A 19,186-nucleotide genomic window follows, 5' to 3' on the forward strand; every position below is an offset into this window, starting at 1 on the left:
TAACAATGCTGCGCTTGCGAAATAATCTTGCGCAGTTAAAACTGGTTCTTCAGATAGAATGCCAACTATCCTTGCGAACTGACCGAAAATTAGGGGGACGCGCCGTTGAAGATTGGAACGCCAAAGGAAACATTTGACGGTGAGAACCGGGTCGCGATGACTCCGGATTCAGCCCGTCAACTGCAAAAGCTCGGGTATGAGTGCCTGATCGAGAAAGGGGCCGGCGCTGCGGCCGGGTTCTCGGACGCCACATATAAAGAGGCGGGTGTCGAGGTTATCGGAACCGCGGCGGCGCTGTGGAAAGCCGCCGACATCGTCGCCAAGGTACGTCAGCCAAATGAAACCGAGCTGAAGCGTCTTGCTAAGGGCAAGACATTGATCTCGTTCTTCAACCCCGCAGGGAATGAAAAGGGCATGGAGGCCGCCAAGTCCAAGGGCGCCAACGTGATCGCCATGGAAATGGTGCCGCGTATCAGTCGTGCCCAGAAGATGGACGCTCTGTCGTCGATGGCCAACATAGCGGGCTACCGCGCGGTGATCGAAGCGGGTAACAACTTTGGCCGGTTCTTCACCGGTCAGGTGACGGCTGCTGGTAAAGTACCGCCTGCCAAGGTTCTGATCGTAGGTGCCGGTGTGGCCGGTCTGGCCGCCATTGGCACCTCGACCTCTCTGGGTGCGATCACCTATGCGTTCGACGTACGCCCCGAAGTGGCGGAGCAGGTTGAATCCATGGGCGCCGAATTCGTCTATCTGAACTTCGAAGAAGACCAGCAGGACGGCGCGGCAACCGGCGGTTACGCGAGTGTTCAGTCCGATGAATTCCGCGAGGCACAGCTGGCCAAGTTCCGCGAACTTGCTCCGGAAATGGACATCGTGATCACCACCGCGTTGATCCCCAACCGCGAAGCGCCCGAGCTTTGGACCAAGGACATGGTCGAAGCGATGAAACCGGGTTCGGTGATCGTGGACCTTGCGGCGGAAAAAGGCGGCAACTGCAAGCTGACCGTTGCTGACGAGAAGATCGTGACCGATAATGGCGTGACCATCATCGGCTATACCGATTTCCCAAGCCGGATGGCGGCACAGTCTTCGTCGCTTTACGCAACCAACATCCGTCACATGATGACAGACCTGACGCCTGAAAAGGACGGTCAGATCAACCATGACATGGAAGACGACGTGATCCGCGGCGCAACCGTGACGCATGAAGGTGAAATCACCTTCCCGCCACCGCCGCCGAAAGTTCAGGCGATTGCCGCTCAGAAAAAGCCTGAGGTCAGGGAGCTGACCCCGGAGGAGAAAAAGGCGCAGGAAGTTGCGGCCTTCAAGGCGCAAACCAAACAGCAGTTCACCTTGCTGGGTATCGGCGGTGCGCTAATGCTGTTGATCGGTCTGATTGCTCCGGCCAGCTTCATGCAGCACTTCATCGTCTTTGTGCTGGCGATCTTCGTGGGATTCCAGGTGATCTGGGGCGTCGCGCACAGCCTGCACACACCGCTTATGGCGATTACCAACGCGATCTCGTCGATCATCATCGTTGGCGCAGTGATGCAGATCGGATCCGGGTCGTTCCTGGTTATTCTGCTGGCGGCTCTGTCCGTTTTCATGGCCGGGATCAACATCTTCGGTGGCTTCCTCGTAACTCGGCGCATGCTTGCCATGTTCCAGAAATCTTAAGGAGGCCGGGCACATGGATTATGGCTTCACCACTGCCGCCTACGTTGTTGCGGCTGTTCTGTTCATCCTCTCGCTTGGCGGCCTGTCGAACCAGGAAAGCGCCAAGCGCGCTGTCTGGTATGGCATCGTCGGTATGGCGCTGGCGGTTTTCGCTACGCTGGTCGGCCCCGGTTCGGGCTTGTGGCTGCTGTCATTGCTGCTGATCATAGGTGGTGGTCTGATCGGTCAATATGTGGCGCAGCGCGTCCAGATGACCGAGATGCCACAGCTTGTGGCTGCGATGCATTCGCTGGTTGGTTTGGCGGCTGTGTTCGTGGGTTTCAACGCGCATTTTGAAATCAAGAATGTCGCCGAAGTTTTTGCGGTTGTTGATGCCGCCAAAGACGTCGACCTTTCCGACCTGGGCGCGTTTGCCAAGCTGATCGCCAAGAAGACAGCGGCAGAGCTGGCAATCCTGCACGTGGAACTGTTCCTGGGCATCTTCATCGGCGCGATCACCTTTACCGGTTCGGTCGTGGCTTATGGCAAGCTGGCTGGCAAGGTTACATCGACGGCAACCAAACTGCCCGGTGGTCACGCGCTGAATGCGTCTGCGGCGGGGCTCTCGCTGATCTGTCTGGTTTGGTACACGTCCACGGGCGGATTCCTGCCCCTGTTCCTGATGACGCTGGCCGCCTTGTTTATTGGTTATCACCTGATCATGGGCATCGGCGGTGCCGACATGCCGGTGGTTGTGTCGATGCTGAACAGCTATTCAGGCTGGGCGGCTGCGGCCATCGGCTTTTCGCTGGGCAACGACCTGCTGATCGTGGTCGGTGCGCTGGTGGGCTCGTCCGGTGCGATCCTCTCCTACATCATGTGTAAGGCGATGAACCGGCACTTTGTCAGTGTGATCCTGGGTGGCTTTGGTGGTCCGCAAGGTGAGCAGATGGCTGTCGAAGGCGAGCAGATTGCAATCGAGGCCGACGGTGTTGCCGCAGCCCTGAATGACGCCGACAGCGTGGTGATCATTCCGGGCTATGGCATGGCCGTGGCGCAGGCACAGCAATCGGTGTCCGAACTGGTTCGCAAGCTGCGGGCGCAGGGCAAGAATGTGCGCTTTGCGATCCACCCGGTTGCCGGTCGTTTGCCGGGCCACATGAACGTTCTGCTGGCCGAGGCCAAGGTGCCGTATGACATCGTTCTGGAAATGGATGAGATCAACGACGACTTCCCGGATACGGATGTTGCCATTGTGATCGGCTCCAACGACATCGTGAACCCTGCGGCGCAAGAAGATCCCAACAGCCCCATTGCCGGCATGCCGGTTCTGGAATGCTGGAAGGCCAAGCAGGTGTTTGTATCCAAGCGTGGTCAGGGCACCGGCTATTCGGGCATCGAAAACCCGCTGTTCTTCAAAGAGAACACCCGCATGTTCTATGGCGACGCGAAACAATCGCTGGACAAGCTGCTGCCAATGATCGATTGATCTAAAGCCTTAACCAAAATGCAAAGGGCGCCTTCGGGCGCCCTTTTCTTGTTTGTCATGTTGGGGGCTTTGCCTCCAAGCCCCCAATATTTTTTTGGCCAGATGAGGCGGGCAGAATGTGGTATCCTTGGGCTATTATAGAGAGACAAGGAGGTGCCCCATGGAAAAGGTCAACGGCATAGGTGGCATGTTTTTTCGCGCCAGAGATCCGGAAGCGTTGCGGGATTGGTACGAGACCCATCTTGGCGTTCATCATTACGATCCCGTCCCCTGGAAACAGCGCGAAGGCTATACGGTCTTTGCCCCGTTTGCGCAGGACACCGATTATTTTGGCCGCGCCGAGCAGCAGTGGATGATCAATTTTCGGGTTGATGATCTGTCTGCCATGACGACCCAGTTGCAAGCCGCAGGCATTGCCGTCGAGACCAATCCTGAATGGGATAGCGAGGTTGGAAAATTCGCACGTATTCACGACCCTGAGGGCAACCCAATCGAACTGTGGCAGCCAAATCAATGACATAAGGGGTTTGTATACCGTAGTATCCATGTAAGCTATTGAAATAAAAAGATAATTGATGTATTTTTGAACTGTCGTATAGTGCGCCGGACAACGCCGGAGCATTCAATGACGCCGATCGACGATCATCCATTGCGCTATTCGCTGGCCAACGAGCTGCATGCGCGCCCGTTTCCCGTGGCCTCGACGCCATGCACCGTTGCGTTTTTGGCCATCAAGAAACCCGTGGCGGCGGTTGCGCGGGACCGGAGCGAAGACATTGCCCATCTGGTCAATCTTCTGGACCGTCACGGTGCGCAGCACCCGCAGCCGGACGCGACGCATTACGCTGGTCAGATCGGGCGTCACTGGCTCAAGTGGGAGCAGCACACGGAATTTGTGACCTATACGGCGATCACCCGGAATGTCAGTGACCGGGCCTTCAACCCCGCTGATTTTGAGGCTTTCCCACCTGATTGGCTGATGGCCAGCCCGGGCCAGAGGATAACCTCGGCCATGGTTCGGGTGACCGAAAGACCAGATGATGAGGCGGTAAAAGCCGCGCTGGCCGAATGGTTCGAACCCGAAAGCCTTGCGGTTGCGCGCGTGCTGGATGATGCTGCGATTTGTGCCAGTGACTTTCGGATTGATCCGGCTGGGCATATGCGGTTCGCGCTCTTCGTGACCAAGGGAACAGGACAGCGCCGAACCGGACGCATCATCCAGCGCCTGTGCGAGATCGAAACCTACAAGGCCATGTCCATGTTGGGCTTTGCTCGCATCAAGCAACTGATGCCGAAAATCGGAGAGCTGGATGGAAAGCTGACCCGGCTTATGGGGCAGATGACAGATAACTCGGCGCATCCTGACGAACTACTGCCGGATCTGCTGTCTACATCCATCGAATTGGAAACGCTTTCTGCCCGATGCGCATTTCGCTTTGGGGCTACCGGGGCCTATGAAGCCATCGTGAACCAACGGATCGAAGTATTGCGCGAGGAAAGGTTCGAGGGCCGTCAGTCCTTTGCCGATTTCATGATGCGCAGGTATGAGCCCGCAATTCGTACTGTTAAAGCCACGGAAAGTCGGCTGCAGACCTTGTCCGACCGGGCGATCCGGGGGGGTGAGTTGCTGCGGACCCGGGTAGATGTGGAACGCAGCGCCCAGAATCAGGCATTGCTGGAAAGTATGGACCGCCGTGCTGATCTGGCCCTGAGGTTGCAGCACACAGTCGAGGGGCTTTCCGTGGTGGCGATTAGCTATTATGCGGTCTCACTGGCCAGCTATCTGTTGTACCCGTTGACCGCCACCGGGATCAGCAAGGGGATGCTGACCGCGGCGGCAACCTTGCCGGTTGTCCTGTGTGTCTGGCTGGGTATCAGGCATATACGAAAGCGGTTGGCCTAATCCGCGTTTGCTAAAACTTCCCTAGGCTGTAGAACTGACAGGGGCGGGCGCGGAGCAAAGGAAAATACGTGATCGGAATTATGGCCGCTTGGCGGGCCGTGGCGGCCATGTTCATTTTGAACGGCGCTTTGTTCGGGCTCTGGGCCTCGCGTATTCCCGCAGTCAGGGATCACCTGGACCTATCGCACGAAGCGCTTGGCTATGGCTTGCTGTTCATGGCGGCTGGGGCTGTGTGTTCGTTCCCGGTTACCGGACGTCTGACAGATCGGTTCGGGGCTGTGGTGATCACACGGATCATCGCCATTCTTTATACCGCATCCCTTATCTTGCTGGCCTTTGCCGGAAGCTTTTGGGCATTGGCGTTTTTCCTGTTCGTATTCGGGGCCTTCCACGGCTCAATGGATGTGGCGATGAACGCCTGGGCAGCAGAGGTTGAGCGCGCTTATGACAGGCCCGTTATGTCGTCTTTTCACGCGATGTGGAGCCTGGGGGCCGGTCTGGGAGCGCTGAGCGGATTTGGTGCGATACAGATGGGCCTGACGGTGACACAGCACTTTTTGCTGGCCGGTGGCATCGTAGTTGGGCTGACACTGGCTCTGTCCCGTGTGCAGTGGAATTCACGCCGCGTTGCGCCCTCGGGCGGGGCGATATTTGCACTTCCGTCGGGTGCGTTGATACTTGTCGGGTTTATTGCCCTGTGCGGGGCATTGGGTGAAGGTGCCGTCGCGGACTGGAGCGCGATTTTCCTGCGGGATGTGACCGGTGCACCCGAAAGCGTCGCGGCGCTGGGATATGCCGTCTTTTCGGTGACAATGGTCGCGTTCCGTCTGGTGGGTGGTGTCGTGATCGCGCGGTTCGGACCAACCGCGACGGCCCGTTTCGGAGGGGTATGCGCCGCTTTGGGGGTGCTGGCTGTGGTATCGGCCTATGATGCCGGGATTGCTCTGGTTGGGTTTGGACTGATGGGGCTTGGATATGCAGTGATCATGCCGCTTGCGTTCAGCAGGGCGGCAAATGATCCGCATGTCCCGCCTGGTCAAGCCATCGCCAGCGTGGCCACATTAGGGTATGGCGGGTTGTTGATTGGCCCGCCCCTTATTGGGTTTCTGGCAGAGATGCTTACATTGCGTCTTGCATTCATGGCCTTGCTGCCGCTGGCTGTTTTCATTGTCCTGTTGTCAGGCGCGTTGCGTCCCGGTGACAGCGACGAACGATGATTTTGGGAGATACACATGCCGATCAAAAACCGCTTCGCAGAACTGCAGAGTGAAATCACGGAATGGCGGCGTGATATCCACCAAAATCCAGAGATCCTGTTTGAAACCCATCGCACCAGTGCGCTGGTGGCGGAAAAGCTGAAAGAGTTCGGCTGCGATGAGGTGGTCACCGGAATTGGCCGAACGGGCGTGGTGGGTGTGATCAAGGGCAAGGCGGACACGGGCGGCAAGGTTATCGGTTTGCGTGCCGATATGGATGCGCTGCCGATCCATGAGGCGACCGGATTGGACTATGCCTCGAATACCGATGGGGCGATGCACGCCTGCGGCCATGATGGTCATACTGCGATGTTGTTGGGGGCGGCGAAATACCTTTCGGAAACGCGGAATTTTGACGGGACAGTGGTGGTCATTTTCCAACCTGCCGAAGAAGGCGGCGGCGGTGGTCGTGAGATGTGTGAAGACGGGATGATGGATCGCTGGGGCATTCAGGAAGTATACGGAATGCACAACTGGCCCGGACGTCCGGTGGGCAGTTTCGCCATCCGTCCCGGCGCGTTTTTCGCGGCAACCGATCAGTTCGACATTGTGTTCGAGGGCAAGGGCGGTCACGCAGCCAAACCCCACGAAACCGTGGACACAACCGTTATGGCGGCGCAGGCGGTTCTGGCATTGCAGACCATCGCTTCCCGGAATGCCGATCCGGTGGATCAGGTGGTTGTGTCGGTGACTTCGTTTGAGACCTCTTCAACCGCATTCAACGTGATCCCTCAGACTGTAAAGCTGCGCGGTACGGTCCGTACAATGAGCCGGGACATGCGGGATATGGCCGAAAAGCGCGTGACCGAGATCTGCACCGGAGTGGCCGCCACATTTGGAGGAGCGGTTGAGGTGACCTATTACCGGGGCTACCCGGTGATGGTGAACAGTGATGATCAAACCGATTTCGCAGCGCGGGTGGCGCGGTCCGTCTCGGGCGATTGTGACCAGGCCCCGCTAATCATGGGCGGCGAGGATTTCGCCTTTATGCTCGAAGAACGCCCCGGCGCTTATATTCTGGTGGGTAATGGGGACACCGCAGCAGTTCACCATCCCGAATATAACTTCAACGATGAAGCCATCCCCGCGGGATGCAGCTGGTGGGCCGAAATCGTGGAGCAAAGGATGCCAGCGGCTTGACCCCAAGGGGTAGGCACCTGCGCTGCCCCTAATGCCCTTAGCCAGATGAAGGTTTGGTCTCCAGTTTCAACCGGGCGCACAGTGTCTCGACAATGGAATCGAGCGCGGATTTCTGCGTGTTGACGCAGGATTTCGCGGCAGCGCGCGCTGCATTCAGCGCGGCCTGATCGGTGAGCCAAATCGTGACCGCGTTTGTCAGGTCTTGCGCAGAGTTCACCTCAATCGCGCCACCGGTTTCGATGAGCGGCGCGAAGGTTTCGGCAAAGTTGAAGTATCCGGGACCGGTTATTACCGCCGCCCCAGCCTGCGCGGGTTCGAACGGGTTATGGCCGCCGATCTCGTGCAGCGAACCGCCCAGAAATACGATTGGGCACAGCGCATACCACGTGCCCGTCTCGCCCAGTGTGTCGGCAACATAGACCTGTGTTTCAGTTTCGATCCGCCCCTCCGATGTTCGGAAAACTGCGGATTGACCGGCCTGTTTCAACAGCGCGGCCACATCCTGTCTGCGTTCGGGGTGGCGCGGGATCAACAACAGCAGCAGGTCGGGCCAGCGTTCCAGCAATTTTGCATGGGCAGCCAGAACGATTTCTTCTTCTCCGGCATGGGTCGAGCTGGCGATCCACACAGGACGCCCTGCAATCTGGGTCTGAATATCTTCCAACACAGAATTATCGACCGGAAGCGGATCGGACATCGCTTTGAGGTTGGTTCCCGGTTGCACGCGGTCCGCCACAGCCCCCATGTCCACCAGATTAGCGGCGGTTTTGCCATTCTGGGTCAGGAACAGGCTGAAATTGTCCAAAATGAATCGTGCGGTTTGTGGACGTTTTTTCCAACTTTCGACGGATTTATCTGAAAGGCGCGCATTCAACAGGGCCAGAGGGATTCCCCGTCCAGCCGCGTCAACGATCAGGCGTGGCCAGATTTCGCTTTCGACAAATACTCCGGCTTCGGGGCGCCAGTGATCCAGAAATCGCCGGACCGGCCCTGCGGTGTCCAGCGGCGGATACTGGTGTCGCGTACGGGGTGGCATCCGTTTTTCGATCAGCGCCGCCGAAGTTGGGGTGCCCGAGGTAACCAGGAACTGGGCATCCGGCAGGCGTTCACCCAGCCGTTTGATCAGGCTGATGACCGACAGGGTTTCTCCCACACTTGCAGCGTGGAACCAGATCAATCGGCCCTTGGGGCGTGGTAGGCTGGCATGGCCGAGCCTTTCATCCTGGCGAATTGTCGGGACATCTGCCGCCAGGAGTTTCTTGCGCACGGTGCGCCAAGCCAAAGGTGCAGCAACGGCGGTCAGGCTGCAATACAAACGGTAAAGCAGCGTCGGCTGGCCAGAGGGGGCGGTCATGTCAGCCGCCCGTATGGCTCATGTGGCGGCTCATCTTGCCATCGACCGCCTGGCGGGAATAGTCGAAGTCGTGGCCTTTGGGCTTAAGATTTATCGCCGCGCGGATGGCCTGTTCCAGCGGCGCCTCGGTATCGAGATGATCTCGCAGGGGGGCACGCAGATCGGCCATATCCTCTTGCCCCAGACACATATACAGCTCACCCGTACAGGTCAGGCGGACGCGATTGCAGCTTTCGCAGAAATTATGCGACAGCGGTGTGATAAAGCCGATCTTCTGGCCCGTTTCTTCAAGCCGCGCATATCGCGCTGGTCCACCAGTGCGTTCTGCCAGATCGGAGACGGTATAGTGGCTTTCATATTCCTTGCGGACATCCTTGAGCGACCAGTACTGATCCAGACGGTTCTCGTTCCCGATATCGCCCATCGGCATCACCTCGATCCAGGTCAGATCCATGTCGCGCTCAGCGCACCATTGGGTGATTGTTGGAAGTTCGGCCTCGTTGAACCCCTTCAGGGCCACAGCGTTGATCTTGACCCGCAGGCCAGCCTTTTGGGCAGTATCAATTCCGTTCAGAACCTGTTTCAACCGGCCCCAACGGGTGATCTGGCTGAATTTCTCATCATCCAACGTGTCCAGCGACACATTCACCCGGCGCACGCCCGCCGCATAGAGATCGTCAGCAAAGCGATGCAGTTGTGAGCCATTGGTTGTCAGCGTCAGCTCTTTCAACGCGCCGCTGTCCAGATGCCGGGTCATGGCATTGAAGAATGACATGATGTTTCGGCGGACCAGCGGCTCGCCCCCGGTGATGCGCAGCTTTTCCACGCCCATCTTCACGAAGGTCGTGCACATACGGTCCAGCTCTTCCAGCGTCAGCAGGTCCTTTTTCGGCAGGAACTTCATGTCTTCGGACATGCAGTAAACACAGCGAAAATCACAGCGATCCGTAACGGAGACGCGGAGATAGGTGATGGCACGTGCGAACGGGTCGATAAGCGGAGCTGTCATGCGTCATACGTAAAGCGGCGACTGGCCTGCGACAAGCCTGAACTGTGCTTTGTGCTGGCACAGTCCTGTGAGGGGGGCTAAGTTCAGGCCATGAAATACGCTCTGCTGACCATTTGTATCCTTGTTGCGGGCTGTGACACTGTCCGCTCGACAACTGATCGGGTTTTCGGTCGCGACAAACCCGCGGCTGAACCAGAGGTCGCCGCGGAAGCAGACGTTGCCGAATCCGTTCCGGTCCCCGCAACCGCCGCTGGTTGGGTTGGTGCCAAGACCACCATTGCCAGCTTAGGTGATCCGACAACGCCGGGACGCTGGATGGAAACGCCTTTGGTCGAGACAGAGTTCACGGGGCGCGTTGTCGTGTCTAGAACAGGGGCGCAGGCCTATATCACGCTGGTCCCGGCCCGTGGGCCCGAAAGCGGCGGCAGCAGGCTGTCGCTGGATGCGATGCGGGCGCTGCTTTTGCCTTATGACGAACTTGTCGAGCTGGAAGTTTATTCCAACTGACCTTTCAGATATTTGCCAGCTTCACGCCGGGCAAAGGGCTTCATGGCCGCACTATGGTCGCGCAGAAAGTTAACCACTCGGTCCGCGTCATGTTTCGACAGCTCGCGCAGCCACCATGCGATTGCTTTCTGGATGAACCAGTCACGGTCAGACACATAACCCGCTGCCCAGCCAAGAATACGGTCGCGCCGGTCCAGATCATCTGGCTTGGGGTGGTTCTGTTTGGTCCAGGGCAGGGTGGCAACCAGCGCGGCGCGCCGTGTCCACATGTGGTCTGACGCGGTCCAGAGTTCGACCTGATCCAACCGCTCCGGGTCGGCGGACAAGCGTTTCTGCATCGCCATACAGGCGTGATCCGCCGCCGCCCAGGCATCAAAATCAGGCAACCAGCTTTGCAGCAATGCCCAAGCAGCCTCATCGGGGCGGATACGGGCTTGGGTCAGCAACTTGGCTGCGGCAAGACGGCCCTCGTGGATATCGGTCTGCCAGAGGGCGTCAGCCAGATCCACCCGCGCAGCAACGTCCAGTTCCTGTCGCCATAGTTTGGTCAGGTCGTTCAGAACCGGATTTGCAACGCCCAGATAGAGGCGTTCGACCTTGTGATAAGCCGCCATCTGCACGGCGCGCTCTGGGTCGGCATGGGCGCGGATCTGGTCAAGATAGGTGACGGGCGTCATAGGTCCGCAGCGCGTGTTGGCTTGCCGTCGATCGTCTGATGGTTCCGCTCAACCCAATAATCTCGGATATCGTCATCGGACTTACCGTCGACCCATTTCTGCATCGTGTCCCGTTCGGACAGGTATTCCATGAACGGTACGGCATACCCGCAAGAGGTTTGAACCATGTCAATCGCAAGGTCATAGATCTGGCGGGCGCTGCGGTGGTCGGGAAACAGCCCGGCCAATGCGTCCCAGCCCTCGTCCCCGGCATGCAATGTACGCGCGGTGCCATAGGTCCGCAGGATCAGCGGGCGCGTGGTGAAGGAACACCACATGAGGGTCATGCGATTGACCTCCAGCAAATGCCCGGCGGTTTCATTGCCACTGCCGGTCAGGTTCATCCAGACAATCCGATTGGGCCCCAGTACCCGCAGCGAGTCCATCCCTTTGGGAGAGATATTGACCCGTCCTTCATGTCCGGCGGTGCCGACGAAGAACAGATGCTGATCCTCGATAAACTTGCAATGGGCGTCATCCAGCGCCGGAAATTGCTTGGACATGCGTCACTCCACCGTTACGGATTTCGCCAGATTGCGCGGCTGGTCCACATCCGTGCCCTTGGCCACCGCCGTATGATAGGCCAGCAACTGAGCGGGCACCGAATAGAGGATCGGCGCAAGGCTGGGGTGCACATGCGGCATGCGGATCGTGCTCCAGACCCCGTCTTCCGCCTCGGCGATGCCGTCATCATCGGACACCAGGATGACTTTACCCTTGCGTGCCATGACCTCTTGCATATTCGACACGGTTTTGTCGAACACCGTGTCTCGCGGGGCCAGAACCACCACGGGCATGTGTTTGTCGATCAGGGCAATGGGGCCGTGCTTTAGCTCACCCGAAGCATAACCTTCGGCATGGATATAGCTTATTTCCTTGAGTTTCAGCGCCCCTTCCATCGCCAGCGGGTACATCAGGCCGCGTCCCAGAAACAGAACATCGCGCGCCTCGGACAAGCGCTGGGCGGATTTCCTGATAGCCCGGTTCTGATCCAACGCGGTGTTCAGCACCGAAGGCAGCCCGCGCAACGCGGCGGCGTGATCGGCAAGTTCCTCGTCGCTCAACGTGCCACGGTCCGCGGCAGCCTTGAGCGCCAGCATCAGCAACACGCTCAGCTGACAGGTGAAGGCTTTGGTCGAGGCGACGCCTATCTCGACCCCGGCATGGATCGGCAGGGCGATGTCACTTTCACGTGCGATCGAGCTTTCTGGAACATTGACGACTGAGACGACCTTGTCCGCTTTGCCGTCGCAATACCGCAGGGCGGCCAGCGTGTCGGCGGTTTCACCCGATTGGCTGACAAACAGCGCCATAGTGCGTTCCGGGATCGGAGGTTCACGATAGCGAAATTCGCTGGCGATATCGACTTCGACCGGTATTCTGGCAAGTTGCTCGAACCAGTATTTGGCGGTCAAACAGGCGTAGAAAGCAGTCCCGCAAGCGACCATCGTCAGACGGTCCAGCTTGGTGAAATCCAGATCCCCCGGCAGAACGACCTGATCCCCGGCAGAGGGCAGGTAGGACCGGATCGCCTCGGCAACCACAATCGGCTGTTCCGCGATTTCCTTGGCCATGAAATGCTTGTGCCCGGCCTTGTCGGCGCGGCTGTGATCCACTTTGATCTTGCGGGTTTCGCGATTGGCAAGCTCACCTGCTTCGTTGCGGATTTCCAGCGATGTGCGGGACAGAACCGCACGGTCACCTTCTTCCAGATAGGTGATGCGATCCGTCAGCGGCGCTAGCGCGATCGCGTCCGAGCCGACAAACATCTCTCCGTCCCCGTGCCCGATTGCCAGTGGCGAGCCTTTGCGCGCGGCTACGATCAGGTCATCTTCGCCGTCAAACAGAAAGGCCAGGGCAAATGCGCCGACCAGCCGGTCGATGGTTTTATAGGCGGCTTCAACCGGGGGCAGCCCTGATTTGAGGTAATGTTCAGCCATCAGGGCGACGGTTTCCGTATCGGTTTCGGTTTCGAACCCGATCCCGTGTTCCGCCAGCTCTGTCCGCAGCTCTCGATAGTTTTCAACGATGCCGTTGTGAACAACGGCAACCGGCCCGGCCCGGTGGGGATGCGCATTCGAAACTGTCGGCGCGCCATGGGTGGCCCAGCGGGTATGGCCGATACCGGATTTACCCGGAAGCGGGTCATGCACCAGCAGGTCGCTGAGGTTTACCAGCTTGCCTACAGCCCGACGCCGACCCAGGGATCCGCCATTGACCGTAGCAATGCCTGCACTGTCATACCCCCTGTATTCCAGCCGTTTTAGGGCCTCGACCAGGATAGGGGCAGCTTCGTGCTTGCCCAATACGCCTACAATCCCACACATCTGTCAGGCTCCTTTGTCGCGACGAGCCTTCTTCGCCGTCAACATGTCAAACAATTTACGCGCATAACCGGGCTTGTTGTCCTGCTTGGCGCGCGCAACGGCCAAAGCATCCGCTTCCACATCGCGCGTCACCACGGTTCCGGTGGCCGTCATCGCGCCGTCACCAATGGTGACAGGTGCCACCAACATGGTGTTCGATCCGACAAAGACGTTCTGGCCGATGGTCGTTTGGTGCTTCATTACGCCATCGTAATTGCAAGTGATCGTACCCGCGCCGATATTCGTCGCCGCCCCAACCGTTGCGTCCCCGATATAGCTGAGATGGTTGACCTTCGCGCCTTCGGCGATCTCAGCATTCTTGATCTCGACAAAATTGCCGACGCGGGTGTTTTCTGCCAGCTCAGCGCCGGGGCGCAGGCGGGCATAGGGGCCGACGATGGCGCCGCGGCTGACATGGCAGCCCTCAAGATGAGAAAATGCCCGGATCGTCGCGCCGCTTTCCACCGTGACACCGGGGCCAAAGACCACATTGGGTTCTATCACCGTGTCGCGGCCAATGACGGTGTCGGCGGCCAGATAAACGGTTTCCGGCGCCATCAGCGTGACCCCCAGATCCAGCAGATCGGCGCGGGCACGGGCCTGAAAAACCGCATCCGCAGCGGCCAGGTCAACGCGTGAGTTCACACCCAGCGTCTGTGCCTCGTCACAGGCGACTGCGGTGACATTCAGGCCACGGGATCGGGCGATTGCCACGACATCCGGCAGGTAATATTCACCGGCGGCATTGTCATTTCCCACGCTGTCGATCAGCGAAAACAGCAATTCTGCGTCACAGGCCAAAAGACCAGAATTACAAAGTGTTATATCGCGCTCTTTATCCGAGGCGTCTTTGTATTCGACGATGCGTTCAAGGGTCTGTCCGTTCATGACCAACCGGCCATAGCGTGCAGGATCTGCGGCCTCAAAACCCAGAATGACCAGATCGTTCTTGGCCCGTGCTTCGATCATACGTTCCAACGTCTCGGGTTGCAAAAAGGGCGTGTCCCCGTACAGAACAACCACGTCGCCGTTGAAACCCTGCAGCGCTTCGCGCGCCTGTGCGACAGCATGGGCGGTGCCCAGCTGTTCGGCCTGAATGGCGATTTGTGCGGTCTCGTCCTCGGCCAGGGTTGCCTTGGCAACGGCTTCGGACCCGTGCCCGGTGACAATGACGGTCCGCTCGGGCGACAGAACAGCACCAGCGCGCATGGCATGGACCAGCATAGGCGCCTGAGCAATCGGGTGCAGGACTTTCGGGATATCCGAATTCATCCTGGTGCCTTTACCGGCAGCAAGGATGACAAGGGCGATACTCATGAAATCGTTTTCTCTTTGTGTTTTGTTGCAGTCCGTTTTATCCGCTGAGGGTAAAGTCGCAAGCGGTTCAGCCATCAAACTAGATTGCCGTTTGCAACAAGACGTGGCGAAAACCCGCCGAGGCAGGAGGCGTAATGCGAACAGTCATCTTTGATCTGGACGGGACACTGGCGGATACTTCCGGGGATTTGCTGGAGGCCGCAAACCATTGTTTTCGCGATATGGGGCACGGCGATGTGCTGGTCCACGGGCAGGATGCTGGTATCGCTTTGCGTGGTGGGCGGATGATGCTGACCCACGGTTTGAAGCGGGTTGGGGCCTATGACGAACAGGCTGTTCACGCTTATTACCCTATGCTTTTAGAGGCGTACTCGGAGGCGATTGACACCCATACCCGGTTTTACCCAGGCGCGCTGGACGCGGTTGGAAAGTTGAAAGAGGCCGGCTATGGCGTTGGTATCTGCACCAATAAACCCGAGGCTCTGGCACATCAGTTGCTGACCCAAATGGGTGTGCGCGACCGGTTCGGCTCACTCGTCGGTGCGGATACTTTGCCGGTTCGCAAACCCGATCCGGAGCCCCTGCGTGAAGCTGCCCGCCGGGCAGGTGGGCACCCGGATCTGTGCGTTCTGATCGGGGATTCCGACACCGACCGGAATACGGCGCGTGCTGCAGGTGTACCTTCGGTGCTTGTAACATTCGGGCCATCTGGCGACGACATGGCTGCGCTGAAACCCGAAGCGCTGTTACATCATTTTGATGACCTGCCGAAACTTGTTTTTGATTTGGTCGGAGCTGCAGCCTGACCCCTTGACCCCGGCCCATCGCGGCCTCAAGAGCGAAAAGATGACTGAGAAGTTTACTGGCAATTTCACCCAGCAGGAACCAATCCCGGATGAGGCGATCGAGGCGGCTCTGGCCGTTTTGCGTCACGGCCGGTTGCACAGATATAACGTGTCGCCCGGCGAACTGGCCGAGACCGCCCTGTTAGAACAGGAATTTGCCGCGCAGACCGGTGCAAAATACTGTCTGGCGGTCTCCTCGGGCGGCTATGCACTGGCGACAGCATTGCGCGCGATAGGGGTGCAGCCCGGAGATACGGTTCTGACCAACGCTTTCACCCTGGCGCCGGTGCCGGGGGCGATTGCCTCGATCGGAGCCAAGCCGGTATTTGTCGGTGTGACCGAAGCGCTGACGATTGATCTGGATGATCTCGAAAGCAAACTGGATCAGTCTGATGTGCTGATGCTCAGCCATATGCGCGGGCATCTGTGCGACATGGATCGGTTGATGCAAATCTGCGATGCCGCCGGTGTGGCCGTGATCGAAGATTGCGCGCACACGATGGGCGCCGCATGGCGCGGGCAAAAATCCGGACGGCAGGGCGTTATCGGGTGTTATTCCTGCCAGACCTACAAGCACATAAATTCCGGTGAAGGCGGGTTGTTGATTACCGATGACGTGGAACTGGCTGCCAAGGCGACGGTCCTTTCAGGATCCTACATGCTGTATGAGCGCCACCTTGCAGCGCCGGGCCCAGAGGTGTTCGAGCGGATCAAGTACACCACGCCCAATGTCTCAGGGCGCATGGACAATTTGAGGGCCGCGATCCTTAGGCCGCAGCTTCGCAATCTGGAACAACAGATTGACCGGTGGAATGAGCGCTATGTCGAGATCGAAAAAGGGCTGCGCGGCACGCCGGGACTTACCATTGTCGAACGGCCCGAGGCGGAAACTTATGTGGGCTCGTCGATTCAGTTCTTGCTGCTGGACTGGTCACCCGAACGGATTGCTCTTGTGATGCAGCGCTGCGCGGCGCGTGGCGTGGATCTGAAATGGTTCGGCGGAGCAGAGCCCACCGGGTTTACTTCGCGCTATGACAGTTGGCGATATGTGGAAAGCGCGCCTCTGCCTGCGAGTGACCGCATTTTGACCGGGATCATGGATATGCGGGTGCCATTGACTTTTTCACTGGATGATTGCCGGTTGATCGCACGGATCATTCGCTCCGAGGTCGGCGCGGTGTTCCAATCCTGATCACATTTCCTGTGATTCGAGCGGGGATTTTTGGTTCTTCCGCAGCCGCTCGACCAGTCGTTTTTGCAGCCGATTTTCAGGGATCGGATAAGACGGCACTGTATTCTGGGCTTCCAGCAGATTTGGAAGGATCATTTGGATTTCTTCGCGGGCCTGCGCCGTAACGGATGCCAGCGACGTGTCGGTCAGCAACAGGCTTTCGCTCGGGGCGCCATTTGCAAAAACGATTTCGTGATTGTCGAACAGCAGGTGGTAATACACAACCTGATCAAGGCTGTTGTCTATCTCGATTCCCGGCAATTCCGACAGCTTGATGGCCGCGACCAGCACATCCGGCGATCCGAACATGCGCTGCGCCACCGCCGAAGAGATTTGCATTCTGTGCTGCCGGGAAACCAGAAGATCCTGTTTCGGCAAACCGTCCCCTAATGCGGATTTCGCGATTCGAACCGGTTTCAGGTTTGGATTGATTGCCAGATCGGTTGCCGAAAGATGCCGCTGTCCGATCCATCTGACAGGTTTCAGCCCCGATCGGGTCAGCACAAGATCACCTTCACGCAAGGTTTCAACGGGATGTTCCCCGAGTTCCGTCTCGATCAGGGTGCCCTGACAAAAACACACCAGTAACTCGATGTTATCGACAATGGCGCCAAGGCTATCATTAAGGCCAAGTTCGGTAAGGCGCAGGGTATAGTCACCGGCGGAAGGGAAATCGACCTGCATGGTGAATGTGGAAAAGCTGTTCGCAGTCGGCAGAACGGTCATCGAGGCGATAACGACGCCGTTGCTGTCCAGAATCTCGACTGTAAATCCTTCGCTGCCTGCATTTGAGTTAGATGCCGTCCTAAGTGCGGAATCCAGGCTAAGCTCGCCGGATTTGGGGTCATCCAGCGTAAAGGTTTGCTCCATCACCGTGACTTGGCTTGCGTTGCCATCCATTTCGGCCACACGATTCGATGAACCATTCCCGAGATAGGCACCCTCAGTGTGGTCAGCTTCGATATCCGTACCAGACCAATTTGCGGAACCGCTATTAAAAGTACCATTTACGATGACATTGGTTGGGGCCATTCGCAGAATCCTTGAAGCAAAAAAACTTAACGGCTTAGGCGATCTAATCGTCGAGTATGGTGAATTTGTGACGCTCCGGATCGGCTCGCGGGTGAACCTTTTTCGGTCAGCGCTTGACCCGGGTTCATGGTCATGGCAGATTATTTGAACAATCGTTCATTTACTGGGAGGGTTCGATGTTCACGGCGGCCATGCAATTCGATCTGGGTGAAGATGTGAACGCACTGCGTGAAATGGTGCATCGCTGGGCGCAAGAGCGGGTGAAGCCGATGGCCGCGAAGGTCGATGCCTCGAACGCGTTTCCCAATGAACTTTGGCGCGAGATGGGTGAGTTGGGCCTGCTAGGAATTACAGTGCCCGAGGAATATGGTGGCGCGGCCATGTCCTATCTGGCCCATACCGTCGCGGTTGAAGAAGTGGCGCGGGCCTCTGCCTCAATCTCATTGTCATACGGGGCGCATTCAAACCTGTGCGTCAATCAGATCAAGCTGAACGGCAGCCCCGAGCAAAAGGCGAAATATCTGCCTCGGTTGATTTCCGGCGAACATGTGGGCGCGCTGGCCATGTCTGAGGCGTCCGCCGGATCAGACGTCGTTTCGATGAAGCTGAAGGCGGAAAAGCGCAATGATCACTACCGGCTGAACGGAAGCAAATACTGGATCACGAACGGGCCGGACGCGGATACTCTGGTCGTTTACGCCAAGACGGATCCTGATGCTGGATCCAAAGGGATCACCGCCTTTCTGGTCGAAAAAGAGATGACGGGCTTTTCGACCTCGCCCCATTTCGACAAGCTGGGCATGCGCGGATCAAACACGGCGGAATTGATTTTTGATGACGTCGAGGTGCCCTTTGAAAATGTTCTGGGCGAAGAGGGTAAGGGTGTCGCGGTTCTGATGTCAGGGCTGGATTACGAACGCGTTGTGCTCGCCGGGATCGGAACTGGAATCATGGCCGCCTGTCTGGACGAAGTCATGCCGTATTTGGCCGAGCGCAAGCAGTTCGGCAAACCGATTGGCAGCTTTCAGCTGATGCAAGGCAAGATTGCTGACATGTACACGGCCATGAATTCAGCCCGGGCTTATGTCTACGAGGTCGCCAAGGCCTGTGACCGCGGGGATGTGACCCGGCAAGATGCGGCAGCGTGCTGTCTGTATGCTTCGGAACAGGCCATGACGCAGGCCCATCAGGCAGTTCAGGCTATGGGCGGCGCGGGGTTCCTGTCGGATTCGCCGGTCAGCCGCATATTCCGCGACGCCAAGCTGATGGAAATCGGCGCCGGTACCAGCGAAATCCGCCGGATGCTGATCGGACGGGAACTGATGAACGAAATGCTCTGAGCAAAAAAACGCCCCGCCGACGAGG

Annotated in this window: 17 protein-coding genes; 10 read left to right on the forward strand and 7 right to left on the reverse strand. The window is 58.1% G+C overall.

The genetic code is table 11. The features are described from left to right. Positions 1–105: 105 nt before the first annotated feature. From AC2FH8_RS10695 to AC2FH8_RS10720, 6 genes are all read left to right on the forward strand, one after another. Complete coding sequence (locus tag AC2FH8_RS10695) at positions 106–1,677, forward strand: Re/Si-specific NAD(P)(+) transhydrogenase subunit alpha (RefSeq protein WP_496689733.1); 1,572 nt, start codon at positions 106–108, stop codon at positions 1,675–1,677. Positions 1,678–1,690: 13 nt separating this feature from the next. Next, positions 1,691–3,145, forward strand: coding sequence for an NAD(P)(+) transhydrogenase (Re/Si-specific) subunit beta (locus AC2FH8_RS10700; RefSeq protein ID WP_271950227.1), 1,455 nt, complete (start codon positions 1,691–1,693; stop codon positions 3,143–3,145). 160 nt (positions 3,146–3,305) lie between these two features. Continuing rightward, entirely contained in the window at positions 3,306–3,662 is a 357-nt protein-coding gene (locus tag AC2FH8_RS10705; protein WP_496689734.1) for a VOC family protein, read from the forward strand. A 108-nt stretch (positions 3,663–3,770) separates the two neighbouring features. After that, positions 3,771–5,048 carry a DUF3422 family protein gene (locus AC2FH8_RS10710; RefSeq protein ID WP_142634941.1) on the forward strand — a complete coding sequence of 426 codons (1,278 nt, stop codon included), beginning with the start codon at positions 3,771–3,773 and terminating at the stop codon, positions 5,046–5,048. A 68-nt stretch (positions 5,049–5,116) separates the two neighbouring features. Next, positions 5,117–6,265 (forward strand): MFS transporter, encoded by a 1,149-nt coding sequence (locus tag AC2FH8_RS10715; RefSeq protein WP_496689735.1) that lies wholly within the window; start codon positions 5,117–5,119, stop codon positions 6,263–6,265. A gap of 15 nt (positions 6,266–6,280) precedes the next feature. Then, positions 6,281–7,444: a M20 aminoacylase family protein gene (locus AC2FH8_RS10720; RefSeq protein WP_496689736.1), complete on the forward strand. Its 1,164-nt coding sequence runs from the start codon at positions 6,281–6,283 to the stop codon at positions 7,442–7,444. A gap of 37 nt (positions 7,445–7,481) precedes the next feature. Here the strand turns inward: AC2FH8_RS10720 and AC2FH8_RS10725 are convergent, their stop codons facing one another. Both AC2FH8_RS10725 and moaA read right to left on the reverse strand, forming a co-directional pair. Continuing rightward, the gene (locus tag AC2FH8_RS10725) at positions 7,482–8,798 is read right to left on the reverse strand and encodes a 3-deoxy-D-manno-octulosonic acid transferase (RefSeq protein WP_496689737.1); all 1,317 of its coding nucleotides are present in this window, start codon (positions 8,796–8,798) and stop codon (positions 7,482–7,484) included. Between the two features lies 1 nt (position 8,799). Next, a complete protein-coding gene (gene moaA / locus AC2FH8_RS10730) occupies positions 8,800–9,807 on the reverse strand; it encodes a GTP 3',8-cyclase MoaA (RefSeq protein ID WP_142634932.1) in 1,008 nt (335 codons plus the stop codon). Between the two features lie 90 nt (positions 9,808–9,897). On the opposite strand from moaA, the gene AC2FH8_RS10735 reads away from it, so the two are divergent. Next, positions 9,898–10,314 carry a hypothetical protein gene (locus AC2FH8_RS10735; RefSeq protein WP_496689738.1) on the forward strand — a complete coding sequence of 139 codons (417 nt, stop codon included), beginning with the start codon at positions 9,898–9,900 and terminating at the stop codon, positions 10,312–10,314. Here the strand turns inward: AC2FH8_RS10735 and AC2FH8_RS10740 are convergent. The 4 genes from AC2FH8_RS10740 to glmU are packed head-to-tail and all read right to left on the reverse strand — an operon-like array spanning position 10,302 to position 14,713. Further along, positions 10,302–10,991, reverse strand: a complete 690-nt coding sequence (locus AC2FH8_RS10740) for a DNA alkylation repair protein (protein ID WP_496689739.1) — start codon at positions 10,989–10,991, stop codon at positions 10,302–10,304. The genes AC2FH8_RS10735 and AC2FH8_RS10740 overlap by 13 nt on opposite strands. Continuing rightward, on the reverse strand, positions 10,988–11,533 hold the full coding sequence (locus AC2FH8_RS10745) for a pyridoxamine 5'-phosphate oxidase family protein (protein WP_496689740.1): 546 nt from the start codon (positions 11,531–11,533) through the stop codon (positions 10,988–10,990). The genes AC2FH8_RS10740 and AC2FH8_RS10745 overlap by 4 nt, the downstream gene beginning before the upstream one ends. A 3-nt stretch (positions 11,534–11,536) precedes the next feature. Further along, a complete protein-coding gene (gene glmS, locus AC2FH8_RS10750) occupies positions 11,537–13,357 on the reverse strand; it encodes a glutamine--fructose-6-phosphate transaminase (isomerizing) (RefSeq protein ID WP_496689741.1) in 1,821 nt (606 codons plus the stop codon). A gap of 3 nt (positions 13,358–13,360) precedes the next feature. Further along, positions 13,361–14,713 (reverse strand): bifunctional UDP-N-acetylglucosamine diphosphorylase/glucosamine-1-phosphate N-acetyltransferase GlmU, encoded by a 1,353-nt coding sequence (gene glmU, locus AC2FH8_RS10755; protein WP_281994882.1) that lies wholly within the window; start codon positions 14,711–14,713, stop codon positions 13,361–13,363. A gap of 134 nt (positions 14,714–14,847) precedes the next feature. Between glmU and AC2FH8_RS10760 the strand changes: the two genes are divergently transcribed. Next, positions 14,848–15,519: an HAD-IA family hydrolase gene (locus AC2FH8_RS10760; RefSeq protein WP_142634920.1), complete on the forward strand. Its 672-nt coding sequence runs from the start codon at positions 14,848–14,850 to the stop codon at positions 15,517–15,519. A 40-nt stretch (positions 15,520–15,559) separates the two neighbouring features. Further along, complete coding sequence (locus AC2FH8_RS10765; protein ID WP_496689742.1) at positions 15,560–16,750, forward strand: DegT/DnrJ/EryC1/StrS family aminotransferase; 1,191 nt, start codon at positions 15,560–15,562, stop codon at positions 16,748–16,750. Here the strand turns inward: AC2FH8_RS10765 and AC2FH8_RS10770 are convergent, their stop codons facing one another. Beyond that, a complete protein-coding gene (locus AC2FH8_RS10770) occupies positions 16,751–17,821 on the reverse strand; it encodes a Hint domain-containing protein (RefSeq protein WP_496689743.1) in 1,071 nt (356 codons plus the stop codon). Positions 17,822–17,997: 176 nt separating this feature from the next. Here AC2FH8_RS10770 and AC2FH8_RS10775 point away from each other — a divergent pair, with 176 nt between their 5' ends. Beyond that, positions 17,998–19,161 carry an isovaleryl-CoA dehydrogenase gene (locus AC2FH8_RS10775; RefSeq protein ID WP_271950212.1) on the forward strand — a complete coding sequence of 388 codons (1,164 nt, stop codon included), beginning with the start codon at positions 17,998–18,000 and terminating at the stop codon, positions 19,159–19,161. The last annotated feature ends 25 nt before the right edge of the window (positions 19,162–19,186 follow it).

This window comes from Ruegeria sp. CDSC025 (assembly GCF_059610805.1).

Bases quoted from the DNA above. Each gene is read 5' to 3' on its own strand.
- AC2FH8_RS10700 (WP_271950227.1), top strand. From the start codon at position 1,691: ATGGATTATGGCTTCACCACTGCCGCCTACGTTGTTGCGGCTGTTCTG.
- AC2FH8_RS10705 (WP_496689734.1), top strand. From the start codon at position 3,306: ATGGAAAAGGTCAACGGCATAGGTGGCATGTTTTTTCGCGCCAGAGAT.
- AC2FH8_RS10710 (WP_142634941.1), top strand. From the start codon at position 3,771: ATGACGCCGATCGACGATCATCCATTGCGCTATTCGCTGGCCAACGAG.
- AC2FH8_RS10720 (WP_496689736.1), top strand. From the start codon at position 6,281: ATGCCGATCAAAAACCGCTTCGCAGAACTGCAGAGTGAAATCACGGAA.
- AC2FH8_RS10725 (WP_496689737.1), bottom strand. From the start codon at position 8,798: ATGACCGCCCCCTCTGGCCAGCCGACGCTGCTTTACCGTTTGTATTGC.
- moaA (WP_142634932.1), bottom strand. From the start codon at position 9,807: ATGACAGCTCCGCTTATCGACCCGTTCGCACGTGCCATCACCTATCTC.
- AC2FH8_RS10735 (WP_496689738.1), top strand. From the start codon at position 9,898: ATGAAATACGCTCTGCTGACCATTTGTATCCTTGTTGCGGGCTGTGAC.
- AC2FH8_RS10740 (WP_496689739.1), bottom strand. From the start codon at position 10,991: ATGACGCCCGTCACCTATCTTGACCAGATCCGCGCCCATGCCGACCCA.
- AC2FH8_RS10745 (WP_496689740.1), bottom strand. From the start codon at position 11,533: ATGTCCAAGCAATTTCCGGCGCTGGATGACGCCCATTGCAAGTTTATC.
- glmS (WP_496689741.1), bottom strand. From the start codon at position 13,357: ATGTGTGGGATTGTAGGCGTATTGGGCAAGCACGAAGCTGCCCCTATC.
- glmU (WP_281994882.1), bottom strand. From the start codon at position 14,713: ATGAGTATCGCCCTTGTCATCCTTGCTGCCGGTAAAGGCACCAGGATG.
- AC2FH8_RS10760 (WP_142634920.1), top strand. From the start codon at position 14,848: ATGCGAACAGTCATCTTTGATCTGGACGGGACACTGGCGGATACTTCC.
- AC2FH8_RS10765 (WP_496689742.1), top strand. From the start codon at position 15,560: ATGACTGAGAAGTTTACTGGCAATTTCACCCAGCAGGAACCAATCCCG.
- AC2FH8_RS10770 (WP_496689743.1), bottom strand. From the start codon at position 17,821: ATGGCCCCAACCAATGTCATCGTAAATGGTACTTTTAATAGCGGTTCC.
- AC2FH8_RS10775 (WP_271950212.1), top strand. From the start codon at position 17,998: ATGTTCACGGCGGCCATGCAATTCGATCTGGGTGAAGATGTGAACGCA.